Source organism: Sabulicella rubraurantiaca, assembly GCF_017355885.1.
In the GTDB taxonomy this organism is placed as follows: domain Bacteria; phylum Pseudomonadota; class Alphaproteobacteria; order Acetobacterales; family Acetobacteraceae; genus Roseococcus; species Roseococcus rubraurantiacus.
The window spans coordinates 222,038-243,087 of the sequence record NZ_JAFEUU010000001.1 but is presented as its reverse complement, the minus strand read 5'-3'; the positions used below and the strand labels follow the sequence as shown (position 1 = coordinate 243,087).

The 21,050-nt window shown below is 68.6% G+C and carries 24 protein-coding genes and 2 tRNA genes; 6 read left to right on the top strand and 20 right to left on the bottom strand.

Annotated elements, in window-relative coordinates:
- Nucleotides 1–76: 76 nt before the first annotated feature.
- Nucleotides 77–1,054: a Bug family tripartite tricarboxylate transporter substrate binding protein gene (locus JTJ31_RS01220; RefSeq protein WP_207536773.1), complete on the top strand. Its 978-nt coding sequence runs from the start codon at nucleotides 77–79 to the stop codon at nucleotides 1,052–1,054.
- On the opposite strand, the gene JTJ31_RS01215 is transcribed toward JTJ31_RS01220, so the two are convergent.
- From JTJ31_RS01215 to JTJ31_RS01205, 3 genes are read right to left on the bottom strand one after another with little or no spacing between them, the layout of a single operon-like run.
- A complete protein-coding gene (locus JTJ31_RS01215; protein ID WP_207536772.1) occupies nucleotides 1,055–1,792 on the bottom strand; it encodes a proteasome-type protease in 738 nt (245 codons plus the stop codon).
- Nucleotides 1,793–1,796: 4 nt separating this feature from the next.
- On the bottom strand, nucleotides 1,797–2,723 hold the full coding sequence (locus JTJ31_RS01210) for an alpha-E domain-containing protein (RefSeq protein ID WP_207536771.1): 927 nt from the start codon (nucleotides 2,721–2,723) through the stop codon (nucleotides 1,797–1,799).
- Entirely contained in the window at nucleotides 2,717–4,198 is a 1,482-nt protein-coding gene (locus JTJ31_RS01205) for a circularly permuted type 2 ATP-grasp protein (protein WP_207536770.1), read from the bottom strand. Before JTJ31_RS01205 ends, JTJ31_RS01210 begins: the two co-directional genes overlap by 7 nt.
- A 128-nt stretch (nucleotides 4,199–4,326) precedes the next feature.
- Here JTJ31_RS01205 and JTJ31_RS01200 point away from each other — a divergent pair, with 128 nt between their 5' ends.
- A complete protein-coding gene (locus tag JTJ31_RS01200) occupies nucleotides 4,327–5,937 on the top strand; it encodes a thiamine pyrophosphate-binding protein (RefSeq protein WP_207536769.1) in 1,611 nt (536 codons plus the stop codon).
- A 3-nt stretch (nucleotides 5,938–5,940) separates the two neighbouring features.
- Here JTJ31_RS01200 and JTJ31_RS01195 read toward each other — a convergent pair whose 3' ends face one another.
- Nucleotides 5,941–6,231 carry a hypothetical protein gene (locus JTJ31_RS01195; RefSeq protein WP_207536768.1) on the bottom strand — a complete coding sequence of 97 codons (291 nt, stop codon included), beginning with the start codon at nucleotides 6,229–6,231 and terminating at the stop codon, nucleotides 5,941–5,943.
- A gap of 416 nt (nucleotides 6,232–6,647) precedes the next feature.
- On the opposite strand from JTJ31_RS01195, the gene JTJ31_RS01190 reads away from it, so the two are divergent.
- On the top strand, nucleotides 6,648–6,929 hold the full coding sequence (locus JTJ31_RS01190; RefSeq protein ID WP_207536767.1) for a hypothetical protein: 282 nt from the start codon (nucleotides 6,648–6,650) through the stop codon (nucleotides 6,927–6,929).
- A gap of 193 nt (nucleotides 6,930–7,122) precedes the next feature.
- Here the strand turns inward: JTJ31_RS01190 and JTJ31_RS01185 are convergent.
- The 3 genes from JTJ31_RS01185 to JTJ31_RS01175 form a co-directional block, all read right to left on the bottom strand.
- Nucleotides 7,123–7,199: transfer RNA gene (locus JTJ31_RS01185), tRNA-Arg, on the bottom strand.
- Between the two features lie 8 nt (nucleotides 7,200–7,207).
- Entirely contained in the window at nucleotides 7,208–7,531 is a 324-nt protein-coding gene (locus JTJ31_RS01180; RefSeq protein ID WP_207536765.1) for an ETC complex I subunit, read from the bottom strand.
- A complete protein-coding gene (locus JTJ31_RS01175) occupies nucleotides 7,528–8,238 on the bottom strand; it encodes an SGNH/GDSL hydrolase family protein (protein WP_207536764.1) in 711 nt (236 codons plus the stop codon). The genes JTJ31_RS01180 and JTJ31_RS01175 overlap by 4 nt, the downstream gene beginning before the upstream one ends.
- A gap of 51 nt (nucleotides 8,239–8,289) precedes the next feature.
- On the opposite strand from JTJ31_RS01175, the gene JTJ31_RS01170 reads away from it, so the two are divergent.
- A complete protein-coding gene (locus JTJ31_RS01170; RefSeq protein ID WP_207536762.1) occupies nucleotides 8,290–9,405 on the top strand; it encodes an OpgC family protein in 1,116 nt (371 codons plus the stop codon).
- Between the two features lie 11 nt (nucleotides 9,406–9,416).
- Nucleotides 9,417–10,148 (top strand): SGNH/GDSL hydrolase family protein, encoded by a 732-nt coding sequence (locus JTJ31_RS01165; protein ID WP_207536761.1) that lies wholly within the window; start codon nucleotides 9,417–9,419, stop codon nucleotides 10,146–10,148.
- Here JTJ31_RS01165 and JTJ31_RS01160 read toward each other — a convergent pair.
- Nucleotides 10,145–11,203, bottom strand: coding sequence for an isocitrate/isopropylmalate dehydrogenase family protein (locus JTJ31_RS01160; RefSeq protein ID WP_207536760.1), 1,059 nt, complete (start codon nucleotides 11,201–11,203; stop codon nucleotides 10,145–10,147). The genes JTJ31_RS01165 and JTJ31_RS01160 overlap by 4 nt on opposite strands.
- 55 nt (nucleotides 11,204–11,258) lie before the next feature.
- Here JTJ31_RS01160 and JTJ31_RS01155 point away from each other — a divergent pair, with 55 nt between their 5' ends.
- Nucleotides 11,259–12,236 (top strand): Bug family tripartite tricarboxylate transporter substrate binding protein, encoded by a 978-nt coding sequence (locus JTJ31_RS01155; protein ID WP_207536759.1) that lies wholly within the window; start codon nucleotides 11,259–11,261, stop codon nucleotides 12,234–12,236.
- Nucleotides 12,237–12,241: 5 nt separating this feature from the next.
- Here JTJ31_RS01155 and JTJ31_RS01150 read toward each other — a convergent pair whose 3' ends face one another.
- The 12 genes from JTJ31_RS01150 to infC form a co-directional block, all read right to left on the bottom strand.
- Entirely contained in the window at nucleotides 12,242–12,571 is a 330-nt protein-coding gene (locus JTJ31_RS01150; protein ID WP_207536758.1) for a DUF962 domain-containing protein, read from the bottom strand.
- A gap of 50 nt (nucleotides 12,572–12,621) precedes the next feature.
- Nucleotides 12,622–13,500, bottom strand: a complete 879-nt coding sequence (locus JTJ31_RS01145) for a phosphonopyruvate hydrolase (RefSeq protein ID WP_328805632.1) — start codon at nucleotides 13,498–13,500, stop codon at nucleotides 12,622–12,624.
- A gap of 103 nt (nucleotides 13,501–13,603) precedes the next feature.
- Nucleotides 13,604–13,679, bottom strand: a tRNA-Arg gene (locus JTJ31_RS01140).
- A gap of 61 nt (nucleotides 13,680–13,740) precedes the next feature.
- The gene (leuB, locus tag JTJ31_RS01135; RefSeq protein WP_207536757.1) at nucleotides 13,741–14,853 is read right to left on the bottom strand and encodes a 3-isopropylmalate dehydrogenase; all 1,113 of its coding nucleotides are present in this window, start codon (nucleotides 14,851–14,853) and stop codon (nucleotides 13,741–13,743) included.
- Complete coding sequence (gene leuD, locus JTJ31_RS01130) at nucleotides 14,850–15,461, bottom strand: 3-isopropylmalate dehydratase small subunit (RefSeq protein ID WP_207536755.1); 612 nt, start codon at nucleotides 15,459–15,461, stop codon at nucleotides 14,850–14,852. The genes leuB and leuD overlap by 4 nt, the downstream gene beginning before the upstream one ends.
- Nucleotides 15,458–16,879 (bottom strand): 3-isopropylmalate dehydratase large subunit, encoded by a 1,422-nt coding sequence (gene leuC / locus JTJ31_RS01125; protein WP_207536753.1) that lies wholly within the window; start codon nucleotides 16,877–16,879, stop codon nucleotides 15,458–15,460. Before leuC ends, leuD begins: the two co-directional genes overlap by 4 nt.
- Nucleotides 16,880–16,943: 64 nt before the next feature.
- Entirely contained in the window at nucleotides 16,944–17,345 is a 402-nt protein-coding gene (gene rplS / locus JTJ31_RS01120) for a 50S ribosomal protein L19 (protein WP_207536752.1), read from the bottom strand.
- Between the two features lie 27 nt (nucleotides 17,346–17,372).
- Nucleotides 17,373–18,086: a tRNA (guanosine(37)-N1)-methyltransferase TrmD gene (gene trmD / locus JTJ31_RS01115; RefSeq protein ID WP_207536751.1), complete on the bottom strand. Its 714-nt coding sequence runs from the start codon at nucleotides 18,084–18,086 to the stop codon at nucleotides 17,373–17,375.
- The gene (gene rimM, locus JTJ31_RS01110) at nucleotides 18,083–18,580 is read right to left on the bottom strand and encodes a ribosome maturation factor RimM (RefSeq protein ID WP_328805630.1); all 498 of its coding nucleotides are present in this window, start codon (nucleotides 18,578–18,580) and stop codon (nucleotides 18,083–18,085) included. Before rimM ends, trmD begins: the two co-directional genes overlap by 4 nt.
- A gap of 23 nt (nucleotides 18,581–18,603) precedes the next feature.
- The gene (rpsP, locus tag JTJ31_RS01105) at nucleotides 18,604–18,939 is read right to left on the bottom strand and encodes a 30S ribosomal protein S16 (protein ID WP_207536750.1); all 336 of its coding nucleotides are present in this window, start codon (nucleotides 18,937–18,939) and stop codon (nucleotides 18,604–18,606) included.
- A 16-nt stretch (nucleotides 18,940–18,955) separates the two neighbouring features.
- The gene (gene ffh, locus JTJ31_RS01100; RefSeq protein ID WP_207536749.1) at nucleotides 18,956–20,332 is read right to left on the bottom strand and encodes a signal recognition particle protein; all 1,377 of its coding nucleotides are present in this window, start codon (nucleotides 20,330–20,332) and stop codon (nucleotides 18,956–18,958) included.
- 135 nt (nucleotides 20,333–20,467) lie between these two features.
- Nucleotides 20,468–20,992 carry a translation initiation factor IF-3 gene (infC, locus tag JTJ31_RS01095; protein WP_207536748.1) on the bottom strand — a complete coding sequence of 175 codons (525 nt, stop codon included), beginning with the start codon at nucleotides 20,990–20,992 and terminating at the stop codon, nucleotides 20,468–20,470.
- Between the last annotated feature and the right edge of the window lie 58 nt (nucleotides 20,993–21,050).

Here is a 21,050-nt window from a genome sequence, read left to right as displayed (position 1 = left end):
GGTTCCACGGGGCGATGCGCTGCGCTTAACCTCGCGCAGCCGGGGCATGAAGACCCCGTTACCCGGAGGAAACATCATGCACCGTCGCCACGCGTTGGGGGCCGCTCTGTGCGGCGCTGCCAGCCTTGCCCTGCCTCGCCCTGTTCTCGGCCAGGCGGCATGGCCGCAGCGACCGGTCCGCCTGATCGTGCCCTTCGCAGCCGGTGGCGCGACCGACATCCTGGCCCGCGCCATCGCCCAGGCCTGGCAGGCCGAGCACGGCCAGGCCTTCGTGGTGGAGAACCGCACGGGCGCCGGCGGCACCATCGGAACCGAAACGGTAGCGAAGTCGGCACCCGATGGCTACACGCTGCTGCTCGGCACGACCGCGACGCAATCCATCACACCACATCTCTACCCGCGCCTCTCCTATGACGCGGCGAAGGATTTCGCGCCGGTGGGCACCGTCGCCTCCGTCCCGATGGTCTTGGTTGTGCATCCGTCGCTGGGGGTTTCCGACGTGGCCGGGCTCGTGGCGAAGGCACGGGCCGAGCCCGGTCAGGTCACCTTCGCTTCCTCCGGCCAGGGCTCCATCACCCACCTCGCGGCCGAGCTGTTCCGCGCACGCGGAGGCGTGGAGCTGAGCCATGTCCCTTATCGGGGCAGCGCTCAGGCCATGACGGATCTGGTCTCGGGCCGGGTGCTGATGATGGTGGACCACCTGCCAACCATCCTGCCGCATATCCAGAGCGGCGCGGTAAGGGCACTCGGCGTCGCGGGGCCGCGCCCTGTGTCGTCCCTGCCGGGCGTCCCCACCATCGGCGCGACGCTCAGCGGCTACGAGGTCACCTCCTGGTTCGGCGTGCTGACGCCGGCGGGGAGTCCGGCACCGGTGGTGGCGCTGCTCAATGCCGGCATTGCCCGCGCCCTCGCCCAGCCAGAAATCGTCGCGCGGCTCCGCGAACAGGGAGCCGAGCCCCTGTCCGGCTCGCCCGAGGATTTCGCCGCCTTGATCGCCCGCGACTCGCGCCTTTGGGGCGAGGTGGTGCGCACCGCCCGAGTTACGCTCGGCTGATCAGATCAGTGGGAAGTCTGGCTTCGGCAGGCTGAGATAGGCCTCGCGCAGCGCGCCGGCCCAACCTTCGCGGATGGCGCGGTAATACGGGTCTTCCTCCGTGATGCGCTTGCGGGCCGTGATCCGCAGCGCATCACGGCAGATCACGGCGAGATCCAGCGGCAGCCCCACCGACAAGTTGGACCGGATGGTGCTGTCCATGCTGATCAGCGTCAGCGCCACGCCCTCATTGAGCGAGGTCTTCATGTTCAGCACGCGGTCCAGGATGGGCTTGCCATATTTATGCTCGCCGATCTGGAGGAAGGGCGTGTCCTCCGTCGCCTCGATGAAATTGCCCGCCGCATAGATCAGGAAAAGCCGTGGCGGGCCGTTCTGGATCTGCCCACCGAGCAGCAAGGAGCATTCAAAGGGAATACCCTGGGCGAGCAGCGCGGCCCCATCCATCTGCTGTACCTGCCGGACTGCGGCGCCCACGAGCTGCGCCGCGTGGAACATGTCCGGCACCGTCTCCAGCCGGTGATGCGACCCGTTGAGCCAGATGCCCTGCTGCAGGAGGTTCCACACGGTCTGCGTGACGGCGAGGTTGCCCGCCGTCATCAGAACGAGCGCCCGCTCGCCGGGAAGCTCGGCCACGAACATCTTCGAGAAGGAGGAGATGTTGTCGAGGCCGGCATTGGTGCGAGTGTCGGACAACATCACCACGCCTTCATTCACGCAAAGGCCGACGCAATATGTCACGGCCTCATCCCCCCTGGATGTAGAATTCCTCGATGGCGCCGCCGAGCTGCGCCGTTCGCCCAATCATGCGCGTCAGCCAGTCATGCAGACCGCCCTCGAGGATGTCGGACAGCTTGCCGTAGCGCAGCGAGGCGGTGATCTCGCCGGAGAGGCGGTGGCATTCGCCGCGCCTCCCGCCCTGCCCAGCCGCGATCATCTCTAGCACCTCGGTCACGCGCGAATGGCAAGCGACAAGGGATCGCGGAAGTTCCGGCCGCAGGATGAGCAGCTCGGCGATGCGGGCAGGGTCCAGCCGCTCGCGGAATATCCAGTGATAGGCACGCAGGGCGGAGACGGATTGCAGAATGGCCTGCCACTGCGCGAACTCCACCGTGCCGTTGCTGCCCGGCTTCAGCATGTCGTGCTTCACGTCCAGGATGCGCGCGGTGTTGTCCGCCCGCTCCAGCGCCGTGCCGAGCTGGACGAAAAGGAAGGCCTCACCACGCAGCATCGTGTCCTGCGCCGCTCCGTTGAACAGCAGCACCCTCTCCCGCACGCGATCCAGGAACTCCGGAAGGCGTTCCCCCTGGAAATCTTCGGGAGCGGAGTTGCGGAACTGCGCCCAGCTTTCGTTGAGCCCGGACCACATATCCACGGTCAGCGCCGTGCGGACCTGCCGCGCATTGGAGCGCGCTGCGGCGAAGCAGGACAGGATGCCCGAGGGATTGTCCGGGTCGCGCACGAGGAAATCGACCACGGCCTCGGGCGTCACCTTGCCGTGCTTCTCCATGAATCCCGGCTCGCAGCCGGACGCGACAAGGATGCGATGCCAGTCCTCACCGGTGCCAAGCCCATCCAGGCGCCAGGCGACGTTGAGGCCACGCGCGACATTGGCCGCACGTTCGGTGTAGCGCCCAAGCCAGAAGAGCGAGTCGGCGGCGCGGCTCAGCACGAGATGTAGCCCTGCGATTGGGACTGGGACTGGGACTGCGACTGGCCGGGCGACGAGGCCTCCTCATCCAGAACCCAGGTGTCCTTGGTGCCGCCACCCTGCGACGAATTTACCACCAGCGACCCTTCACGCAACGCCACGCGTGTCAGACCGCCCGGGACGATCCGCACATGATCGCGCGTCGAGAGCACGAAGGGGCGCAGATCGACGTGGCGCGGAGCCACCGCGTCGCCGCACAGCGTCGGCACGGTGGACAGTGCCAGGGTCGGCTGCGCGATGTAGTGGGAGGGGTTGGCGCGGATGCGCGCAGCGAAATCCTCGCGTTGCTCCCGGGTCGCGTGCGGACCGATCAGCATGCCGTAGCCACCAGAGCCCTGCGCCAGCTTCACCACCAACTCGTCCAGGTGGGAAAGCACATAGGCGCGATCCTCGTCGCGCTCGCAGAGATAGGTGGGAACATTGGCGAGGCGCGGCTCTTCGCCCAGGTAAAAGCGGATCATGTCGGGCACGTAGGGATAGATTGCCTTGTCATCGGCGATGCCGCAGCCCGGCGCGTTCGCCAGCGCCACGTTGCCTGCCTTATAGGCGGCGATGAGACCCGGCACGCCAAGCATCGAATCCCGCCGGAAGGCGCGCGGGTCGAGGTAGTCGTCGTCGATCCGGCGATAGATCACGTCCACGCGGCGTGGACCGGCGGTGGTGCGCATGTGGACCACGTCGTTCTCGACGCAGAGATCGGCGCCTTCCACCACTTCCACCCCCATCTCGTCGGCGAGGAAGCAGTGTTCGTAATAGGCGCTGTTGAAATGGCCTGGCGTGAGGATGGCGACGGTCGGGTCAGGTCCCGCGCGCTCCGGCGCGGCTGCCTTCAGCGTTTCCAGCAGCTCTTCGGGGTAGCGGCTGACGGGCGCGATGCGATGGCGCGAAAACAGACGCGGGAAGAGCCGCAGCATCGCCTCCCGGTTCTCCAGCATGTAGGAGACGCCGGAGGGCGTACGACAATTATCCTCCAGCACGTAGAAATCGTCCGGACCGGTGCGGACGAGGTCGATGCCCGCGATATGGGTGTAGACGCCGCCCGGCGGCGCGAAGCCTTCCATCTCGGGCCGGAACTGCTCGTTGCGGAGGACAAGGTTCTCCGGGATCCGGCCGGCACGCAGGATCTCCCTGGCACCGTACACATCTGCCAGGAAGGCATTGAGCGCGCGCACGCGCTGCGACAGCCCCTGCGCCAGCCGGTCCCATTCGGCGCGGGCGAGGACGCGCGGGATGATGTCAAAGGGAATCAACCGCTCGGGGTCGCCGCCCTCACCATAGACCGCGAAGGTGATGCCCACCTTTCGGAAGAGGTACTCGGCCTCGGCGCGCTTCGCCGCGAGTTCCTCCGGCGGTGTCGCCGCCAGCCAGCGCGCGACTTCGGCATAGGCGGCACTGTGGTCCGGCCCCTCGCCCATCTCATTGAATGCGGATCCCATCGCGGCTCCCTGCGCCCGGCCTTGACCTGACTTCACCAAGCTGCCCCAGCTATGTCCAGCGCGACGGCTTGCCCCTCTCGCCCCGTCGGTGTCCGATCGCCCGCCGAATCAGCAGAGGAAGTGCATAGATGAACGGAGCGGAAGCGGTGGCGGTGGCATTTGCGGCAGCGGGGATGCCCGCGATCTTCGGCGTGCCCGGCGGAGGCTCCTCGCTCGACCTCATCGCCGCAGCGAAGGCGCGCGGGATTCCCTTCCACCTCGCACGCACGGAAAGCGGCGCGGGCATCATGGCCCTCACCCTGGCGGAGTTGAGCCATCGCCCTGTCGGCGTGCTGGTCACGCGCGGACCGGGCGTCTCCAACGCGGCGAACGGCATCGCCGATGCCAGCCTGGAACGCGCGCCGGTGGTGCTCGTGGCGGACGGGTTCGGCAAGGCGGAGGCCCGCTTCGCCACGCACCAGCTTTTCGACCAGGCGGCGATGATGGCGCCCGTCACCCGCGCCCAGCAGCGGAGCCAGGATGTCCCGGCCGGCGCCGCCGCGGTGGAGGCGCTCTCCGCTGCACTCTCCGAACCACGCGGGCCGGCCTATGTCGAGCTGAGCGGCGAGGACGCGCGTGCCGAGGTTCCGGCCCCTCCCGCCTGGACGCCGCCCCGCCTGAACCCACCCGACCATGCGCTGGTCGCGGAAGCGGGCCGCCTCCTTTCCGGCGCGCGGCGGCCCGTCCTCATTGCAGGGCTTGAGGCGACCGCTCCGGGCCGCGCGGAGGCCGTGCGGGCACTGGCCGAGGCGCTCTGCTGTCCGGCACTCGTCACCTACAAGGCCAAGGGCGTGGTGCCCGATGCGCATCCGCTCTTTGGCGGTGTCTTCACCGGCGGCGAGGCCGAGGCGCCGATCCTGCGCGAAGCCGACCTCATCCTGCTGCTGGGCGCGGACCCGATCGAGTTCATCCCGCAGCCCTGGCGCTTCGACGCGCCCATCCTGGATTTCGCCAATGCGGAGCGGAGCCTGGAATACCGCGCCCCCACATTGCAGGTGACTGGCGCCTGGGAAGCGGCGGTGGAGGCGCTCGCCGGCAAGGCCGGCCGGTCGGGCTGGACCGAAGGCTGCATCGCCTGTCACCGGGAAACCTGGCTCGCGGCGCTGGAAAACGGGCCGGGCGGCAATCTCGGCATCTCGCCGTCGGCCATCGTGCGCTTGGCCCAGGCCGCATGCCGGGAGGTCGGCGCAGACCCGCGCGTCGCCGTGGACGCAGGGGCCCACATGTTCCCGTCCACGACCTTCTGGCAGGCCGAGAGGCCCGGTGATCTGCTGATTTCCAATGGCCTCGCCAGCATGGGTCACGCCCTGCCCGCAGCCATTGCCGCTGCCATCCACGACCCGGCGCGCGGCGCGATCGCCCTCACCGGGGATGGCGGGTTGCTGATGGCGCTCGGCGAACTGGCGACGGCAGCGGCGATGGGGCTTCGCCTCGTCGTGGTGGTCTTCAACGATGCCACCCTTTCGCTGATCGACATCAAGAAAGGCGGGCGAGATCTGCCTTCCCGGTCACTCGACTGGCCGGAGGCGGATTTTGCCCAGGTCATGCGCGGCTTCGGCGGGGAGGCGTGGCGTGCCTCCTCGGAGGCGGAGTTTAGCGACGCCATGCGGGAGGCGCTGGCATCCGGCCGCCCGGCCCTGGTGGATGCGCGTTGCGACCCGTCCAGCTATGGCCGCCAGATCAAGGCACTGCGTGGGTAGCGCCTAGCGCCGGCGCGTGACACGCACCGGCACGGGCACAAGGACCGGGACGCGCCGCCCGCTCTGCGGCGCCTCCTCGGCGGAAAGCATCACCGCCGCCCCGATCTGCACCGCACTGAAGGTCATGCCCAGGAAGGCCCAGAGCAGCAGGAGCGGCAGCGGATGCTCGGCCGCGCCGAGCAGCAGGCCCGACATCCCCGACGGATCGGCGACGAGGATCGCCGCGGCGAAGATCGTCGCAACGCCGAAGCCGATTGCGGCTTGGCGCAGCAGGAAGGCGGGAATCGATGGCATGAGCGGGCATCCTCTCGTTCCGTGTGATGCTCAACTCACACATGGCGGCTTGGGATGCGCGCAACCATTCGCGCCACGCCTGAACGGCAATGGCAGCGCCTCAATCGCAGGGGCGGCTTGACGCGCCCCGCCAAGGTCGAGCCAGCGACCTGAAGCTTAGAGGGCTTCCCCGCTCAAGGATTGACACTTGGCACCCCAAACGAAGTCCGGACGGGACGCTCTGAGCACGCATCGCGTTTGACGCTTGACGCTGCGAAATTCATAGTTCGCCCACCTTCTTGCCGTCGTGAGGCATCTGCGTTGCTGCGACCTGGCAGACGAACGTCTGCTGAACGGATCGTTAGCCGAAACGCAGGGCCAAATTCATCGCGCCCGCCTAACGGAGTCGCGATGCTACAACGGAGGAGTGCAGAAGGATGAAGACCACAGCGATCCTGGCTCTTGCGGCCGCTACAAGTGTCTCCGCTTGCGCCGATCCCGCCCCGGGCGGACCCACCTTCGTCGGCGTACGCGGCGACGCGGTTCCCGTCAGCACCGGCTCGGGCGCGGGCTCGGCGCCGTCCTCGGCCGGAACTCCGACCTTCAGCGGTGTGCATGGCGAGGCTGACCCGGTCTTTACGCGCAGCACCCCAGGCACCGGCACGTTGGGCGGCGCGCCTCCAGCCCGGCCGCGCCCCGGCGCTCAAAGCGGGGAGTGACCTTCCTGGGGCCGCGCTCACGGAAGGGCTAGCAACTTCAGTGTGGCTGGTTTGTCTTGCCAAGTCTCGAACCGGGCGATCCGGGGCAACACGGCGGCCCAGGGCGGCGGCTGGGAAGGCGCTAAGCCAACCAGGTTCACTGGGGCTCAGCAAAAGCTAAGGGCCTGCATCGCCCTGAGCCCCGCAGAAGACTTGGCGCGCCCTGCTGGAGTCGAACCAGCGACCTGAAGCTTAGAAGGCTCCTGCTCTATCCAACTGAGCTAAGGGCGCGAAGCAGGTCAGTGTGACCAGTTCTCGGCCCGGCCATAGCGGAAATTATCCGCATAGACTTTGGGCTTGATCGGTGCGGGGGAAGCGGGCGGCTCGACCTCGTAGGAGATGTCGCGCGCCTCGCAATAGGCGATCGCGGCTTCCTTCGTGGGGAAGGTCAGGTAGACCTGCTTCATCGTGTCGCCGGAGCCCGCCCAGCCCATTAGGGGGTCGAGGCGAAGCTTCTCGGTCGGGGCGAAGCGCAGCACCCATTCCCCGCTGCGGCCCTTGCCCGACTGGGTGGCGGGGCGCGGCGGCAGGTAGATGCGCGCGAGGGGAGCGATCTCGGTCATGGACGCCGTTGTGCGGCGATTGCGCGCCGCTGCCAAGCGTCCCCAGCCGCACCGCGCAGCGCGGCGGAAAGCTCCCCGGCGAGGCAGGCATAGCCGCGGTCATTGAGGTGCAGCGCGTCGGAGGAAATCAGCGCATTCTCGCCCCGCTCCGCCCAGGCGCGCATGGCGGCGGAGCGCCGGAACACCGGCGCACCCAGCCGACCGAGCTCCGCGTCAAAGGCCGGGCCGCGCGCCGCGAGGCGCGGGCTGGTTTGATTGTCCATCAGCACCACCGGGATCCCGGCTGCCTGCAAGCGGTCGAGCCCCTGGCGCATCACGGCGGCGAACTCGGCCGGTTCGCGCCCGCGCAGGGCCTCGTTGCCGCCGGCTTGCCAGATCACGAGGTCGGGCCGCTCGGCCAGCACGTCCCGCTCCATTCGCGCCAGCATCTCGGCCGAGGTTTCGCCGGAGCGCCCGGCATTCACCACCCGCAGGGCAACGCCGGGCCAAGCCAGGCGCAGCCTTTCCTCCAGCAGCGCGGGATAGGCCAGCCCGGCCGATGAGGCACCCGCCCCCTCGGTGGAGGAGGAGCCAAATGCGACGATGGTCAGCGATCCGCGTTCCAGCGCACTGGCAAGAGCAGGGATGGCCGGCAGTTGCACCCCGGCGGGCGCGCATGGTGCCGCGAGGGCCGGCCCGCTGAGCAGGCCCAGGAAAAGAAGGGGCATGAGTCGCCTCATGCAATTAGTATGGCGACCGAAGGAGGACTTGGCCACAGGATGACACGCGATCTCCGCGCCGATCTCCTCCGGGGCTTGGCCCTGTGGATGATCGTGGTGAACCACACGCCCGGCAACGCCCTCAGCCAGTTCACCCTCAAGAACTTTTCCTTCGCCGACGCGACAGAGGCTTTCGTGCTTCTCGCCGGTTACGCGGGGGCCTTCGCCTATGCGGGGGCAGCAGACCGCCAGGGCTGGGCCATGGCGGCCGGGCGGGCGCTGCGCCGGGTCGGCAAGCTCTACATGGCGCACATCTTCCTGCTCGTGGTGTTCACGGCACAGGTCGGCTTCTCCGCGGCCGCGCTGGATCGTGGAACCTATCTGGACGAGCTCGCCCTCGACCCCTTCGCTGAGGATCCCTACCGCACTCTGCTGGAGGCTCTGCTGCTGCGCTTCCAGCCGGCCTTCCTCGACATCCTGCCCCTCTACATCGTGCTGCTCGTGCTGCTGCTGCCCATGCTGGCCCTGCGGCGAAGGCCGCTGCTGCTGCTGGGCATTTCCCTCGCGATCTGGGCGGCGGCGCGGGGCTTCGACGTGAACTTCCCGCGGTGGCGTGAAGGGGGCTGGTTCTTCAATCCGCTCGGCTGGCAATTGCTGTTCGTGATCGGGTTCCTCCTGGGCCAGGCGGCCCGCGGGGGGCCCACCCTGCCTTGGCCGCCGCGCTCACGTCTCCTCACCGGGGCTGCGGTTTTCTACTTGGTCATCTGCGCTGTGACGCTGGTGATCGCGGAGCGGCTGCCCGCGGTCATGGCACGGATGCCGGAGGGCTTCGCGCAGTTCCTGGCCTCCGTGGACAAGACCAGCCTGCACCCCATGCGCCTATTCGCCATCCTCGCGCTGTGCTGGCTGGTCGTGGTGGGGGTGCCGCGTGATGCCACTTGGGTCCGGAGCAGGCTCGCGCGGCCTTTCGTCCTCATGGGTCAGCATTCCCTGCCCGTCTTCTGCTTCGGCATCCTGCTGTCCTTCCTCGCGCGAGTGGTGCTGGAGGCGGAGGACGGGATGCTGATGCAGTGGCTGGTGAACCTGCTCTGCCTCGCGGCGCTGATCGCCCTGGCGGTTCTGTCGGACTGGCAGCGCGAAGGACAACGCTTGCCTGCGCCCGCACCCGCCCAATAAGGTAAGCCACCATGCGGGCTTGCGCCCTTCTCCTGCTGCTTCTCCTTGCCGGGCCGGCCCTGGCCGACCCGCGTTGCGCCCCCTCCTCGGACTTCCTCGCCGCCACACGGCCGCTGCCCATTATGGCTCATGCGCTCGGAGCCGGGACGCTGCGCGTGCTGGTGTTGGGGTCGGCGAGCGTGACAGGGCCTGGCGGAAGTGGGCCGGACGCCGCTTGGCCCGCGCGTCTTCAGGTGCTGCTGGCGGAGGCGTATCCCGGCCGCACGGTCGAGGTCGCGGTGCGCGGCGGGCGCGGCGTGACGGTGCAGGACCATCTGGCGCTGCTGCGCGCGGAGGCCACGAGCCTCGCCCCTGCCCTGGTCATCTGGCAGGCCGGAACCGTCGAAGCCGCCCGCGGCTCTGACCTGGAGGAGATGAGCGACGCCCTGCAGGCCGGGCTGGACCGGATCCGCCGGCGCGGCGCCGATGCGCTGCTGATGGACATGCAGTGGAGTCGCTTCCTGCGCGCCAATGCGAATACGGAGGCCTACCGGGACAAGCTGCGCCTCGCCGCCGCCGCAGCGGGCGTGACCCTCTTCCGTCGCTGGGAGCTGATGGAGGAGTGGGTGGATTCCGGCTTCCTAGACATCGAGCGCACTCCGCCTGGCGAAAGGCGCGCGGCCATCGATCGCCTGAATGACTGCATCGCCCGCGCCCTCGCCCTTACCCTGGCCGAGGGCGTGCGCGAGGCGCTGGGGCGCTAGCTTCCGCCCAGCGCGGCGATGACGCGCCGCGCCGCTTCATTCGTGCCGTGCGTGCCGCCGATATCCGGCGTGCGCAGGCCGTCGGCGAAGGCGCGGTCCACTGCGTCGCGCAACTCGGTGGCGGCTTCCTGCATCGGCGCTTCGCCCAGCCAGTCCAGCATCATCGCCGCGGAAAGAATCATGGCGGTGGGATTGGCCAGCGCTCGCCCGGCAATGTCCGGCGCCGTGCCGTGGCTTGGCTGGAACACCGCGTACTCGTCGCCGACATCGGCCGAGGGCGCGAAGCCCATGCCGCCGATCAGCCCTGCCCCGAGATCGGACAGGATGTCGCCGAACATGTTCTCCGTCGGCAACAGGTCGAACTCCCAGGGGCGTCGGAGCATGTCGAGCGCCATGGCGTCCACATAGGCGGCGTCGAAGCGCACATCCGGAAAATCGGCGGCGACGGTGGTGAAGATGTCGCGCATCCAGGCGAAGGCGCGGAACACGTTCGCCTTGTCCACCAGCGTCACGCGCCGGCGGCGCTGCCCGGCCAGGATGAAGGCCCGCCGCGCGAGTCGTTCCGTGACCGATCGGGTGATGCGCAGGGTTTCCTCTGCCCAATCCTCCGTCACCGTGCCGCGGTCCTTCGAGTAGAACAGCCCCTCCGTGCTTTCGCGCAGGATGACGAAATCGATCTCGGCCGCACGCGGATCGGCCAGGGCGAGCGGAACGCCCGGAATCGCACGAATGGGACGCACGCCGGCATAGAGGTCGAGGCGCTGGCGCAGCGTGATCTGGGGCGCGAGTTCAGTACCGTCGGCGGCGCGGATGCCGGGCCAGCCCATGGCTCCCAGCAGGATGGCGTCGGCGCGGCGGCAGGCCTCGAAAACCTCATCCGAAAGATCGGTGCCGGTGTCGCGATAGGCCATGGCGCCTGCGCGATGCGAGGTGAAGCGCAAGCCGATCGCGTGGCGCTTCGCCACCACCTCCAACACCGCGAGGGTCGCCTCCGTGACCTCGGGTCCAATCCCGTCGCCCGGCAGGACAGCGACTTCCACGGTGTTCACGCCCATAGCTTTCCCTTCCGGCTATCGTGAGCCTAAGCTTTTCCTGAATTGGGAGGAAGCCATGGCATTGGTTGCACGACGGATTGTTCTGGGTGGCGGCATCGCCGCGCTTGCTTCGCCTGCAGTGGCTCAATCCTCATGGCCCGACCGGCCGGTCCGCATCATCGTCCCGTTCCCGCCCGGCCAGGCAGCCGACATCTTCACGCGACTTGTCGCAGACCAGTTGTCGCAGCGCTGGCCGCAGCGCGTAGTGGTGGAGAATCGCGGCGGCGGTGCCGGCGCACCCGCGATGGATGCCGTCGCACGCTCTTCTGCGGATGGCTACGTGCTGGGCGCCGGCACCTCGGGCACGATCGGCATCCTGCCATCCGTGCTGCCTCGCCTGCCCTATGACGTCGAGCGTGACTTCGCCGCCATCAGCAACATCGTCATGGTGCCGCTGCTTCTCGTCGCGCATCCGTCCTTCGGCACTGCCGATCCACGCGAGATGGCGGAGCGGGTGCGTGCCCGTCCCGGCGAGGTGAACATCGCCTCCGCCGGCCCGGCCTCCTCGCAGCACATGGCGACGGAGCTGCTGCAGATGCGCACCGGGCTGCGCTTCAACATCGTGCATTACCGCGGCAGCGGGCCGGGCATGGCGGACCTCGTCGCCGGCACTGTGCCGCTGATGTTCGACAGCGTCGCCAGCGCCCTGCCGCAAATCCAGGGGGGCCGCGTGCGTGCCATTGCCGTGGCGCAGCCGCGCCGCCTGCCGCAGCTTCCCGACGTGCCGACCATCGCCGAGACGCTCTCCCCCGGCTACGAGGCAGCGGGCTGGACGGGCCTCGTGGCGCCCACCGGCACCCCGGCCGAGATCGTGTCGCGGGTCAGCGCCGATGTGGGCGAAATCCTGCGCGACCCAGCGATGGAGGCGCGTATCCTCTCCATGGGCGCCATCCCCGATCCGCAGACGCCCGAGGGCTTCGGCACCTTCGTCCGCAACGAGATCGCGAAGTGGCGTGAGGTGGCGCGCGCCGGCAACGTCCGCCTGGAAGGGTAGCCAAGTCAGGAAAGGCCGTGGCGGCGAAGCTCCGTGCCGAGCCGCCCGGTCGCAGCCAGCCAAGCGAGCCGCAGGTCGCCAAGCAGAGACCAAGCCGGATAGGTGAAGGTGGCTGGCCGGTTCCGCTCGATGAAGAAATGCGACACCCAGGCGCAGCCATAGCCGATCACCGGCGCCAGCAGCACGAGCCACCACGGCCCGTTCACCACCCCCAGCATCAGCACGGCCAGGGCAGCCCAGGTCCCCATGACATGGACCGCGCGCGTCGCTGGGCGGGCGTGCTCCCGCAAGTAGTGAGGCCAGAACTCGGCGAAGGAGCGGAAGCGGTCTTCCATGGCACAAGCTTGCCGCCGGCCGGGCGCCGCTTCCAAGGGGAATCGGCAGGTCAGCGCAGGAAGGCGCGCTCCAGATCCCTAAGCGCGTCGTCGCCTTGCAGGGCGAAGACCTCTGCGACGCTGGCGATGCTGCCCTCGACCCCGGCGATGTCCCCCTCCTCTCGGATGCGCCGGAAGGTGTCCCGCATGGCAGCGACGGCGGCGCGAATCGCATGGTTGCCGCAGATGATGAGGCCGACCTTCCCAAGCGCCGCGACATCCGCAAAGGAAAGCTGCGGATAGCTGGTAGGCACGAGCACCAGCGGCACGCGGCCATCCCAGGCACGGCAGAAGGACAGGATCTCCTCGGGCGACTTGCTCTTGCTGTGGATCAGCACGGCATCGGCGCCGGCCTCGACATAGGCGGCGCCGCGGCGCAGCGCCTCCGCCTCGCCCTGGCCGGCGATCAGCGCCTCGGTGCGCGCAATGACCAGCATGCCGCCGCCATGGGCTCGGGCCGCCTCGACCTTGCCCTGGAACTCGCCGGCCGGGACCAGCTCCTGCCGCCCGCCGGGCCGCAGGGAGCTGTCCTTGGGAAAGGTCTTGTCCTCCAGCACCACCGCGGCGACGCCGGCGGCGGCATAGCGCGGCACGGCATAGGCGACATTCACCGCATTGCCGAAGCCGGTGTCGATGTCGGCGACGATGGGGGCGTCCTGCACCTCCCCCATTGCGCGCATCATCTCGAGGTGGGTGCCCATGGGCAGGATGCTCGCGTCGGGCACGGCATAGGAGGCCGAAAGCTCGAATCCGCTGCCCCAGATGGCCTCGAAGCCTGCCTCAGCGGCCAGCTTCGCCGCCAGCGGGTTGTGCGCCGCCATGGCCATGGCCGGGCGCTGCGGGTCCAGCAGCGCCCGTAGCGCCTCCGCCTTCGGATTGGATGCTTTCACTCTGGTCCCCCCTTCGCTGGACTGGCCGTGCGGCCCGAGGGACGAGTTCGCCGCAGCCGCGCGAAGGCCGCAAGGGAACCTATTCTCTGCTTGTCAGGGAAAGTGGCGCGCCCGGGAAGATTCGAACTCCCAACCCCCAGATCCGTAGTCTGGTGCTCTATCCATTGAGCTACGGGCGCTGGCCGTGGGCGGGGAGATAACGCCGTGCGCGACACGGCGCAACCCCCTCACCCATGCGTTTTACGCGGCGAGCTTTTCGAGCTCGCGCAGGATCGCCTCGCCCATCACGGCGGTGCCGACGCGCGCGAGGCCGGGCTGCATGATGTCGGCGGTGCGCAAACCACCGGCCAGCACCTTTTCCACCGCCGTCTCGATCATCCGCGCATCCTCCTCCATGCCGAAGGACCAGCGCAGCAACATAGCGAAGGACAGCATCTGTGCGGATGGATTCGCGACGCCCCGCCCGGCGATGTCGGGCGCGGAACCGTGAATCGGCTCATACAGTGCATGCCGCTTGCCGGATGGCTGCACCGCACCGAGCGTCGCAGAAGGCAGCATGCCAAGTGAGCCGGTGAGCGCGGCCGCAAGATCCGACAGCACGTCGCCGAACAGGTTGCTCGCCAGGATCACGTCGAACTGCTTAGGGCGCGAGCAGAGCTGCATGGCCGCGTTGTCCGCGTACATGTGCTCCAGCTCCACGTCCGGGAACTCGGCCTGGTGGACCTCGCTCACCACCGCGCGCCACAGGCGCCCGGACTGCATGACGTTCGCCTTCTCCGTGCTCGTCACCTTGTTGCGGCGCTTGCGGGCGAGGTCGAAGGCCACGCGTGCAACGCGGGCAATCTCGTCCTCCGTGTACACCTCGGTGTCGATGCCGGTGCGCTTCCCGTCGGGCCCGGTGTGCACGCCACGCGGCTCACCGAAATAGATGCCGCCCGTGGACTCGCGCACGATCATGATGTCGAGCCCGCGCACCACGTCGGCCTTCAGCGACGACGCGTCCACCAGCGGATCCAGCACGACGGCCGGCCGCAGATTGGCGAAGAGGCCGAGGTCCTTGCGGAGTCGCAGGATGCCAAGCTCCGGCCGTTGCTCGAAGGGTAGCTTGTCCCATCGCGGACCGCCGACGCTACCGAACAGCACGGCGTCGGCGCGCATCGCCGCTTCCACCGTCGAATCCGGGCAAGGCGTGCCCGTGGCCTCGATGGCGGCACCGCCGACAAGACCTTCCTCGATGTCGAAGGAGGCGGAACGGCGACGTCCCATCCAGTCGATGACTCGACGGACCTCGCCCATCACCTCTGGACCGATTCCATCGCCCGGCAGGACGAGGAGCTTCTTGTTCGCGCTCATGCGTAAAGCCAGGGCTGGGAGGAGCGCTGCCGCGCCTCGTAGGAGTCGATCGAGTCCTTGTGCTCAAGCGTCTGGCCGATGTCGTCCAATCCGTTGAGCAGGCAGTGACGGCGGAAGGCGTCCACCTCGAACGGGATCTCCTCGCCGTTCGGGCGAACGACCACCTTGCGCTCGAGGTCCACGGTCAGGCGCGCATTGCCGCCCATCCGTGCATCCTCCATCAGCTTCTCGCACACCTCACGCGGCAGCTTCACCGGCAGGATGCCGTTCTTGAAGCTGTTGTTGTGGAAGATGTCCGCGAAGTCTGGCGCGATCACGCAGCGGATCCCGAAATCCAGCAGCGCCCAGGGCGCGTGCTCGCGCGAAGAGCCGCAGCCAAAATTCTCGAAGGCGACGAGGATCTCGGCGTTGCGGTACGGCTCCTGGTTCAGCACGAAATCCGGGTTCTCCGATCCGTCCTCGCGGAAACGAAAATTCGCGAAGAGGTGCCGGCCCAGCCCGGAGCGCTGGATGGTCTTGAGGAAACGGGCCGGGATGATCTGGTCCGTGTCCACATTGGCCTTGGGCAGCGGCGCAGCGATGCCCGTGAGGTTGGTGAAGGGCTTCATTGCGGCTGCCACTCCCTGACATCGGCGAGGTGCCCGGCCAGAGCGGCCGCGGCGGCCATGGCGGGGCTGAGCAGATGCGTGCGCCCACCCGGGCCCTGACGGCCCTCGAAGTTGCGGTTCGAGGTGCTGGCGCAGCGCTGCCCCGGCGTCAGCTTGTCGGGGTTCATGCCGAGGCACATGGAGCACCCGGCCTCGCGCCACTCGAACCCGGCATCCTGGAACACGCGGTCGAGGCCCTCGGCCTCGGCCTGCTGCTTCACGAGGCCAGAGCCCGGTACCACCATGGCGCGCACGCCGTCCGCCACCTTGCGGCCACGGACGATGCTGGCCGCCATGCGCATGTCCTCGATGCGCGAGTTGGTGCAGGAGCCGATGAAGACGACATCCACCTTGAGGTCGGTCAGCTTCTGCCCGGCCTGCAGCCCCATGTAGTCCAGCATACGCTGCACCTGCGCCTGCCGCGCCTCGTCGGCGAAGCTGGACGGGTTGGGCACGGTACTGGTGATGGGCAGCACGTCCTCCGGGCTCGTACCCCAGGACACCATGGGCACGATGTCCTCCGCCCGCAGCGTCACTTCCTTGTCGAAATGCGCGCCGGGGTCGGTGGGCAGGGAGCGCCACCATGCAACGGCGCGCTCGAAGGCCTCGCCCTTGGGGGCGTAGGGCTTGCCCTTCACGTACTCGAAGGTCGTCTCGTCCGGCGCAACCATGCCGGCGCGGGCGCCCGCCTCGATGGACATGTTGCAGACCGTCATGCGCCCGGCCATGTCGAGCGCCCGGATTGCCTCGCCGGCGAACTCGATCACGTGCCCCGTGCCGCCCGCGGTGCCGATCTTGCCGATGATGGCGAGGACGATGTCCTTCGCGGTGCAGCCGACCGGAAGCGTGCCGTCCACCGTCACGCGCATGTTCTTCGCCGGCTTCTGCAGCAGCGTCTGCGTGGCGAGCACATGCTCCACCTCGCTGGTGCCGATGCCGAAGGCCAGCGCGCCGAGGGCGCCATGCGTGGAGGTGTGGCTGTCGCCGCAGACGATGGTCATGCCGGGGAGCGAAAGCCCCTGCTCCGGCCCGATCACGTGGACGATGCCCTGCCGCGCGTCGAGCAGCGGAATGTAGGGCACGCCGAACTCGACGACGTTCTTCTCCAGCGTCTCGACCTGCAGGCGGCTTTCCGGGTCGGTGATGCCCGTGCGGCGCGTGGCGTCGGTGGCGATGTTGTGGTCCACCACGGCGATGGTGGCGTCGGGCCGGCGCACAGGGCGGCCGGCGACGCGAAGCCCCTCGAAGGCCTGCGGGCTCGTCACCTCATGGACGAGGTGGCGGTCGATGTAGAGGAGCGCCGTCCCGTCGGGCAGCGTCTCGACCACGTGATGGTCCCAAATCTTGTCGAACAGCGTGCGGGGCCGTGCTTCGGCCATTTTGCGTTCCCCCGACGGTAGAAACAGGAAGGGCCGCAACCCTGCGGCTGCGGCCCCTGGTCAGTCAGCCCTGCGCCTGGGCCTCGGCCTTTGCCGGGTCGGTCCGCAGACCCAGCTTCTCGGCGATGCGCGCCGACTTGCCGGTGCGGCCACGCAGGTAATACAGCTTCGCGCGCCGGACCTTGCCGCGGCGCACCACGCTGATCTCCGCAATGGAAGGGGAGTGCAGCGGGAAGACGCGCTCCACGCCCTCGCCGTAGGAGAGCTTGCGGACGGTGAAGTTGCTGTGCAGCCCGCGGTTGGAGCGCGCGATCACCACGCCTTCATAGGCCTGGGTGCGGACGCGCTCGCCCTCGACCACCTTGACCATCACGCGGACGGTGTCACCGGCGGCGAACTCGGGAACGGGGCGCTCGGCGAGAAGGCGCTGCTTCTGCGCCTCGTCGAACTGCTGCAACAGGTTCATGGCACTAGTCCTTTCGATTCAATCCGTTTAGGCCGCCGCGCCTTCGCGGGCAACCAGATGTCGGTTCCAGAGGTCCGGGCGCCGCTCCCGCGTCGCCGCCTCCATTTCTGCGCGCCGCCAGCGCGCTACCTCGGCATGGTGGCCCGAGAGCAGCACCGGCGGCACGGCGCGCCCCTGCCATTCGGCGGGGCGCGTGTAGTGTGGGTATTCGAGAAGCCCGGCGGAGTGGCTTTCCTCCACCCCGCTCTCGGCCGCGCCCATGACGCCGGGCAGCAGCCGCACGCAGGCGTCCAACAGGGTCAGCGCCGCCATCTCGCCACCGCTCAGCACGAAATCCCCGAGGGAGACCTCCTGCATCGCGCGGTGCTCGATCACGCGCTGGTCCACCCCTTCGTAGCGGCCGCAAAGCAGCACCACGCCGGCTCCGGCGGAAAGCTCGCGGACCAGGGGCTGGTCCAGCAGGCGCCCGCGCGGCGTCAGGTAGATCAATGGCCGCGCGTCCCCTTCGGGCATGGAAGCCGCGATGGCGTCGTCCACCACATCGGGGCGCATCACCATGCCGGCGCCGCCGCCGAAGGGCGTGTCGTCCACGGTGCGATGCCTGCCCAGCCCGTGGGCGCGGATATCCCGCGCCTCCAGCCGCCAGATCCCCTCGCGCAGGGCGCGGCCGGCAAGGGACTCGCCCAGCGGCCCGGGAAACATCCCGGGGAAGAGCGTCAGGCAGGTGGCGTGCCAGGTCATTCCGGCTTCGCCTCCACCTCTTCCGGCGGCGCCACGACGACGCGCCCCCCCGTCACGTCTACCACCGGCACGGCGGCGCGAGTGAAGGGGATCAGCCGCTCAGGCGTGGAGTCCAGCACCAGGAAAGGGCCGCCACCGTGGTCCTCCACGGCGCGGACCCGGCCCAGCGCCTCGCCCGCCTCGGTCACCGCCTCGAGCCCTTCCAGGTCGGCGAGGTAGAACTCCTCCTCCTCCGGAGCCGGCAGGGCCTCCCGCGGGACGAAGAGCTTGGTGCCGGTCAGGCGCTGCGCCTCGTCGCGGTCCGTCACACCCTCGATCCGGGCGAGGTCATCGGCCAGCATCGTGAGGGCGAAGCGCCGCTGCCCGTCCTCCGAGAAGAGCGGGCCATAGGCAGCGAGGTCCCGCGGCACGGCGGCGAAGCTGCGGACGCGCACCAGGCCCCGCACGCCGTGCGGCCGCCCGATCTCGCCCAACAGGATCATCGCCGTGGCCACCGAGGCTCACTCCAAGCAGTGCTTCAGCCCGCCGCCGCGGCGGCCGCGCGCTCCTGCGCCTTCTTCTTCGGCGCGGACTGCTTCGGCTGCTCAGGGAACACGGGCATGGGGATGATGCCGGCCTTGCCCAGGAACTTGGCGACGCGGTCGGTCGCGAGCGCACCCTTGCCCAGCCACTCCTTGATCTTCTCGTCCTGCAGGCGGATGCGGTCCGCGTGGTCGGCCGGCAGCATGGGGTTGTAGGAGCCCAGCTTCTCGATGAAGCGGCCGTCGCGCGGCGAGCGGCTGTCGGCCACCACGATGTGGTAGTAGGGGCGCTTCTTGGCGCCGGCGCGGGCGAGGCGAATCTTCAGACCCATGAACTAACTCCTGCTTTCAGAATGGTCGCTTGCCGAGGCCGGGAAGGAGCGAGGCGAGGCCGCCGCGCATCAGGCCCTTCTGGCCCATCTTGTTCATGCGCTTCATCATGTCGCGCATGTCCTCGAACTGCTTGAGCAGCCGGTTCACCTCCTGAACGGAGGCGCCGGAACCGGCCGCGATGCGTCGCTTGCGCGACGCCTTGATGATCTCGGGCGCGCGGCGCTCCTTCGGAGTCATGGAGCCGATGATCGCCGCCTGCTTCTTCAGAATGGTGGTGTCGAGATTGGCGTTCTCGATCTGCGCCTTCAGCTTGCCGACGCCCGGCAGCATCCCCATCAGCCCCGAGAGGCTGCCCATCTTGCCGATCTGCTTCAGCTGGGCCGCGTAGTCCTCCAGCGAGAACTGGCCCTTCTGCATCCGGGCGGCGAGCTTCTCCGCCTCCGCTTGGTCGATCGTCTCCGCCGCGCGCTCGACCAGCGAGACGATGTCGCCCATGCCGAGGATACGGCCGGCGATGCGGTCCGGGTGGAACTCCTCCAGCGCGTCCAGCTTCTCGCCAGCGCCGAGCAGCTTGATCGGCGCACCCGTGACCGCCCGCATGGACAGCGCCGCGCCGCCGCGCGCATCGCCATCCACCCGCGTCATGACGATGCCTGAGACGCCCACCTTCTCATTGAAGGCGCGGGCGGTGTTCACCGCGTCCTGGCCGGTCATGGCGTCCACGACCAGCAGCGTCTCGTGCGGCTTCACCGCCGCCTTCACCGCCGCGACCTCGGCCATCAGCGCCTCGTCGATCGCGAGGCGGCCGGCGGTGTCGAGCACCACCACGTCGAACAGCTCACGCCGCGCCTGATCCATGGCACGCGCCGCGATTTCCAGCGGCGTCTGGCCGGCGATGATGGGGAGCGAGACGACCTCGGCCCTCTTCGCCAGTTGCTCAAGCTGGAGCTGCGCCGCCGGGCGATGCACGTCGAGCGAGGCGAGGAGGACCTTCTTGCGCTCCTTGCCACGGAGCCGCAGCGCGATCTTGCCCGAGGTGGTCGTCTTGCCCGAGCCCTGGAGGCCGACCATGAGGATCGGCACCGGCGCGGGGGCATTCAGGTCGAGGCCGCGCGGCCCCTCGTCATTGCCGCCCAGCGCCTCCACCAGCGCGTCATGGACGATCTTCACCACCTGCTGGCCGGGCTGGATGGAGCGGATCACCTCCTGCCCCACGGCCCGCTCGCGCACCTTGGCGGTGATGTCCTTCACCACCGGCAGGGCGACATCGGCCTCCAGCAGCGCGATCCGGACCTCGCGCAGGGCATCGTTCACATCGGCTTCGGACAGCGCGCCGCGGCCGCGCAGCCGGTCGAACACCCCCTGAAGCCGGTTGCCCAATGCCTCGAACACGAAGAGCCCTTTCCAAACGAAATCGCGCCGCTGCGCGAGCCTTCGCGGAGCGGCGGCGGCCCCCGAAGGGACCGGATGAAGGGGCCTCCCTAGGCGGGATTAGCCCCGGGGTCAACCAGGAAGGCGGGGCCGGCGCTACTTCGGCGCCAGCACCATCACCATCTGGCGGTTCTCAAGGCGCGGCATGGACTCGACCTTCACCAGCTCACCAAGCTCGGTGCGGATCCGTTCCAAAAGCTTCACGCCAAGTTCCTGGTGCGCCATTTCGCGGCCGCGGAAGCGAAGGGTCACCTTGACTTTGTCGCCCTCACCAATAAAGGAACGCGCCTGCTTCATCTTCACGTCGTAATCATGGTCATCAATGTTCGGACGAACTTTGATTTCCTTGATCTCGACGACCTTCTGTTTCTTGCGGGCCTCGTTGGCCTTCTTCTGCTGCTCGTACTTGAACTTGCCGTAGTCAGTGATCTTGCAGACCGGCGGCACTGCATTCGGGCTGATCTCGAGCAGGTCCATCCCGGCCTGATAGGCCCGGTAAAGCGCGTCGCGGATGCTCAGCACCCCGATCATCTCGCCATTCTCGTCAATCAGGCGGACCTGGGGGACGCGGATCTCCTCGTTCACGCGGGGTCCCTCTCGAGTGGGAGGGACGGGCGGCATTGGACCTCGGGCTATGGTGTTCTCCTGTCGTAGTGACTGTGTAACGGCTGCTTTATGG

Excerpts from the sequence above, each read along its gene's own strand:
- JTJ31_RS01220 (WP_207536773.1), top strand. The coding sequence starts at position 77 with ATGCACCGTCGCCACGCGTTGGGGGCCGCTCTGTGCGGCGCTGCCAGC.
- JTJ31_RS01205 (WP_207536770.1), bottom strand. The coding sequence starts at position 4,198 with ATGGGATCCGCATTCAATGAGATGGGCGAGGGGCCGGACCACAGTGCC.
- JTJ31_RS01200 (WP_207536769.1), top strand. The coding sequence starts at position 4,327 with ATGAACGGAGCGGAAGCGGTGGCGGTGGCATTTGCGGCAGCGGGGATG.
- JTJ31_RS01195 (WP_207536768.1), bottom strand. The coding sequence starts at position 6,231 with ATGCCATCGATTCCCGCCTTCCTGCTGCGCCAAGCCGCAATCGGCTTC.
- JTJ31_RS01190 (WP_207536767.1), top strand. The coding sequence starts at position 6,648 with ATGAAGACCACAGCGATCCTGGCTCTTGCGGCCGCTACAAGTGTCTCC.
- JTJ31_RS01180 (WP_207536765.1), bottom strand. The coding sequence starts at position 7,531 with ATGACCGAGATCGCTCCCCTCGCGCGCATCTACCTGCCGCCGCGCCCC.
- JTJ31_RS01175 (WP_207536764.1), bottom strand. The coding sequence starts at position 8,238 with ATGCCCCTTCTTTTCCTGGGCCTGCTCAGCGGGCCGGCCCTCGCGGCA.
- JTJ31_RS01170 (WP_207536762.1), top strand. The coding sequence starts at position 8,290 with ATGACACGCGATCTCCGCGCCGATCTCCTCCGGGGCTTGGCCCTGTGG.
- JTJ31_RS01165 (WP_207536761.1), top strand. The coding sequence starts at position 9,417 with ATGCGGGCTTGCGCCCTTCTCCTGCTGCTTCTCCTTGCCGGGCCGGCC.
- JTJ31_RS01160 (WP_207536760.1), bottom strand. The coding sequence starts at position 11,203 with ATGGGCGTGAACACCGTGGAAGTCGCTGTCCTGCCGGGCGACGGGATT.
- JTJ31_RS01155 (WP_207536759.1), top strand. The coding sequence starts at position 11,259 with ATGGCATTGGTTGCACGACGGATTGTTCTGGGTGGCGGCATCGCCGCG.
- JTJ31_RS01150 (WP_207536758.1), bottom strand. The coding sequence starts at position 12,571 with ATGGAAGACCGCTTCCGCTCCTTCGCCGAGTTCTGGCCTCACTACTTG.
- leuB (WP_207536757.1), bottom strand. The coding sequence starts at position 14,853 with ATGAGCGCGAACAAGAAGCTCCTCGTCCTGCCGGGCGATGGAATCGGT.
- leuD (WP_207536755.1), bottom strand. The coding sequence starts at position 15,461 with ATGAAGCCCTTCACCAACCTCACGGGCATCGCTGCGCCGCTGCCCAAG.
- leuC (WP_207536753.1), bottom strand. The coding sequence starts at position 16,879 with ATGGCCGAAGCACGGCCCCGCACGCTGTTCGACAAGATTTGGGACCAT.
- rplS (WP_207536752.1), bottom strand. The coding sequence starts at position 17,345 with ATGAACCTGTTGCAGCAGTTCGACGAGGCGCAGAAGCAGCGCCTTCTC.
- trmD (WP_207536751.1), bottom strand. The coding sequence starts at position 18,086 with ATGACCTGGCACGCCACCTGCCTGACGCTCTTCCCCGGGATGTTTCCC.
- rpsP (WP_207536750.1), bottom strand. The coding sequence starts at position 18,939 with ATGGGTCTGAAGATTCGCCTCGCCCGCGCCGGCGCCAAGAAGCGCCCC.
- infC (WP_207536748.1), bottom strand. The coding sequence starts at position 20,992 with ATGCCGCCCGTCCCTCCCACTCGAGAGGGACCCCGCGTGAACGAGGAG.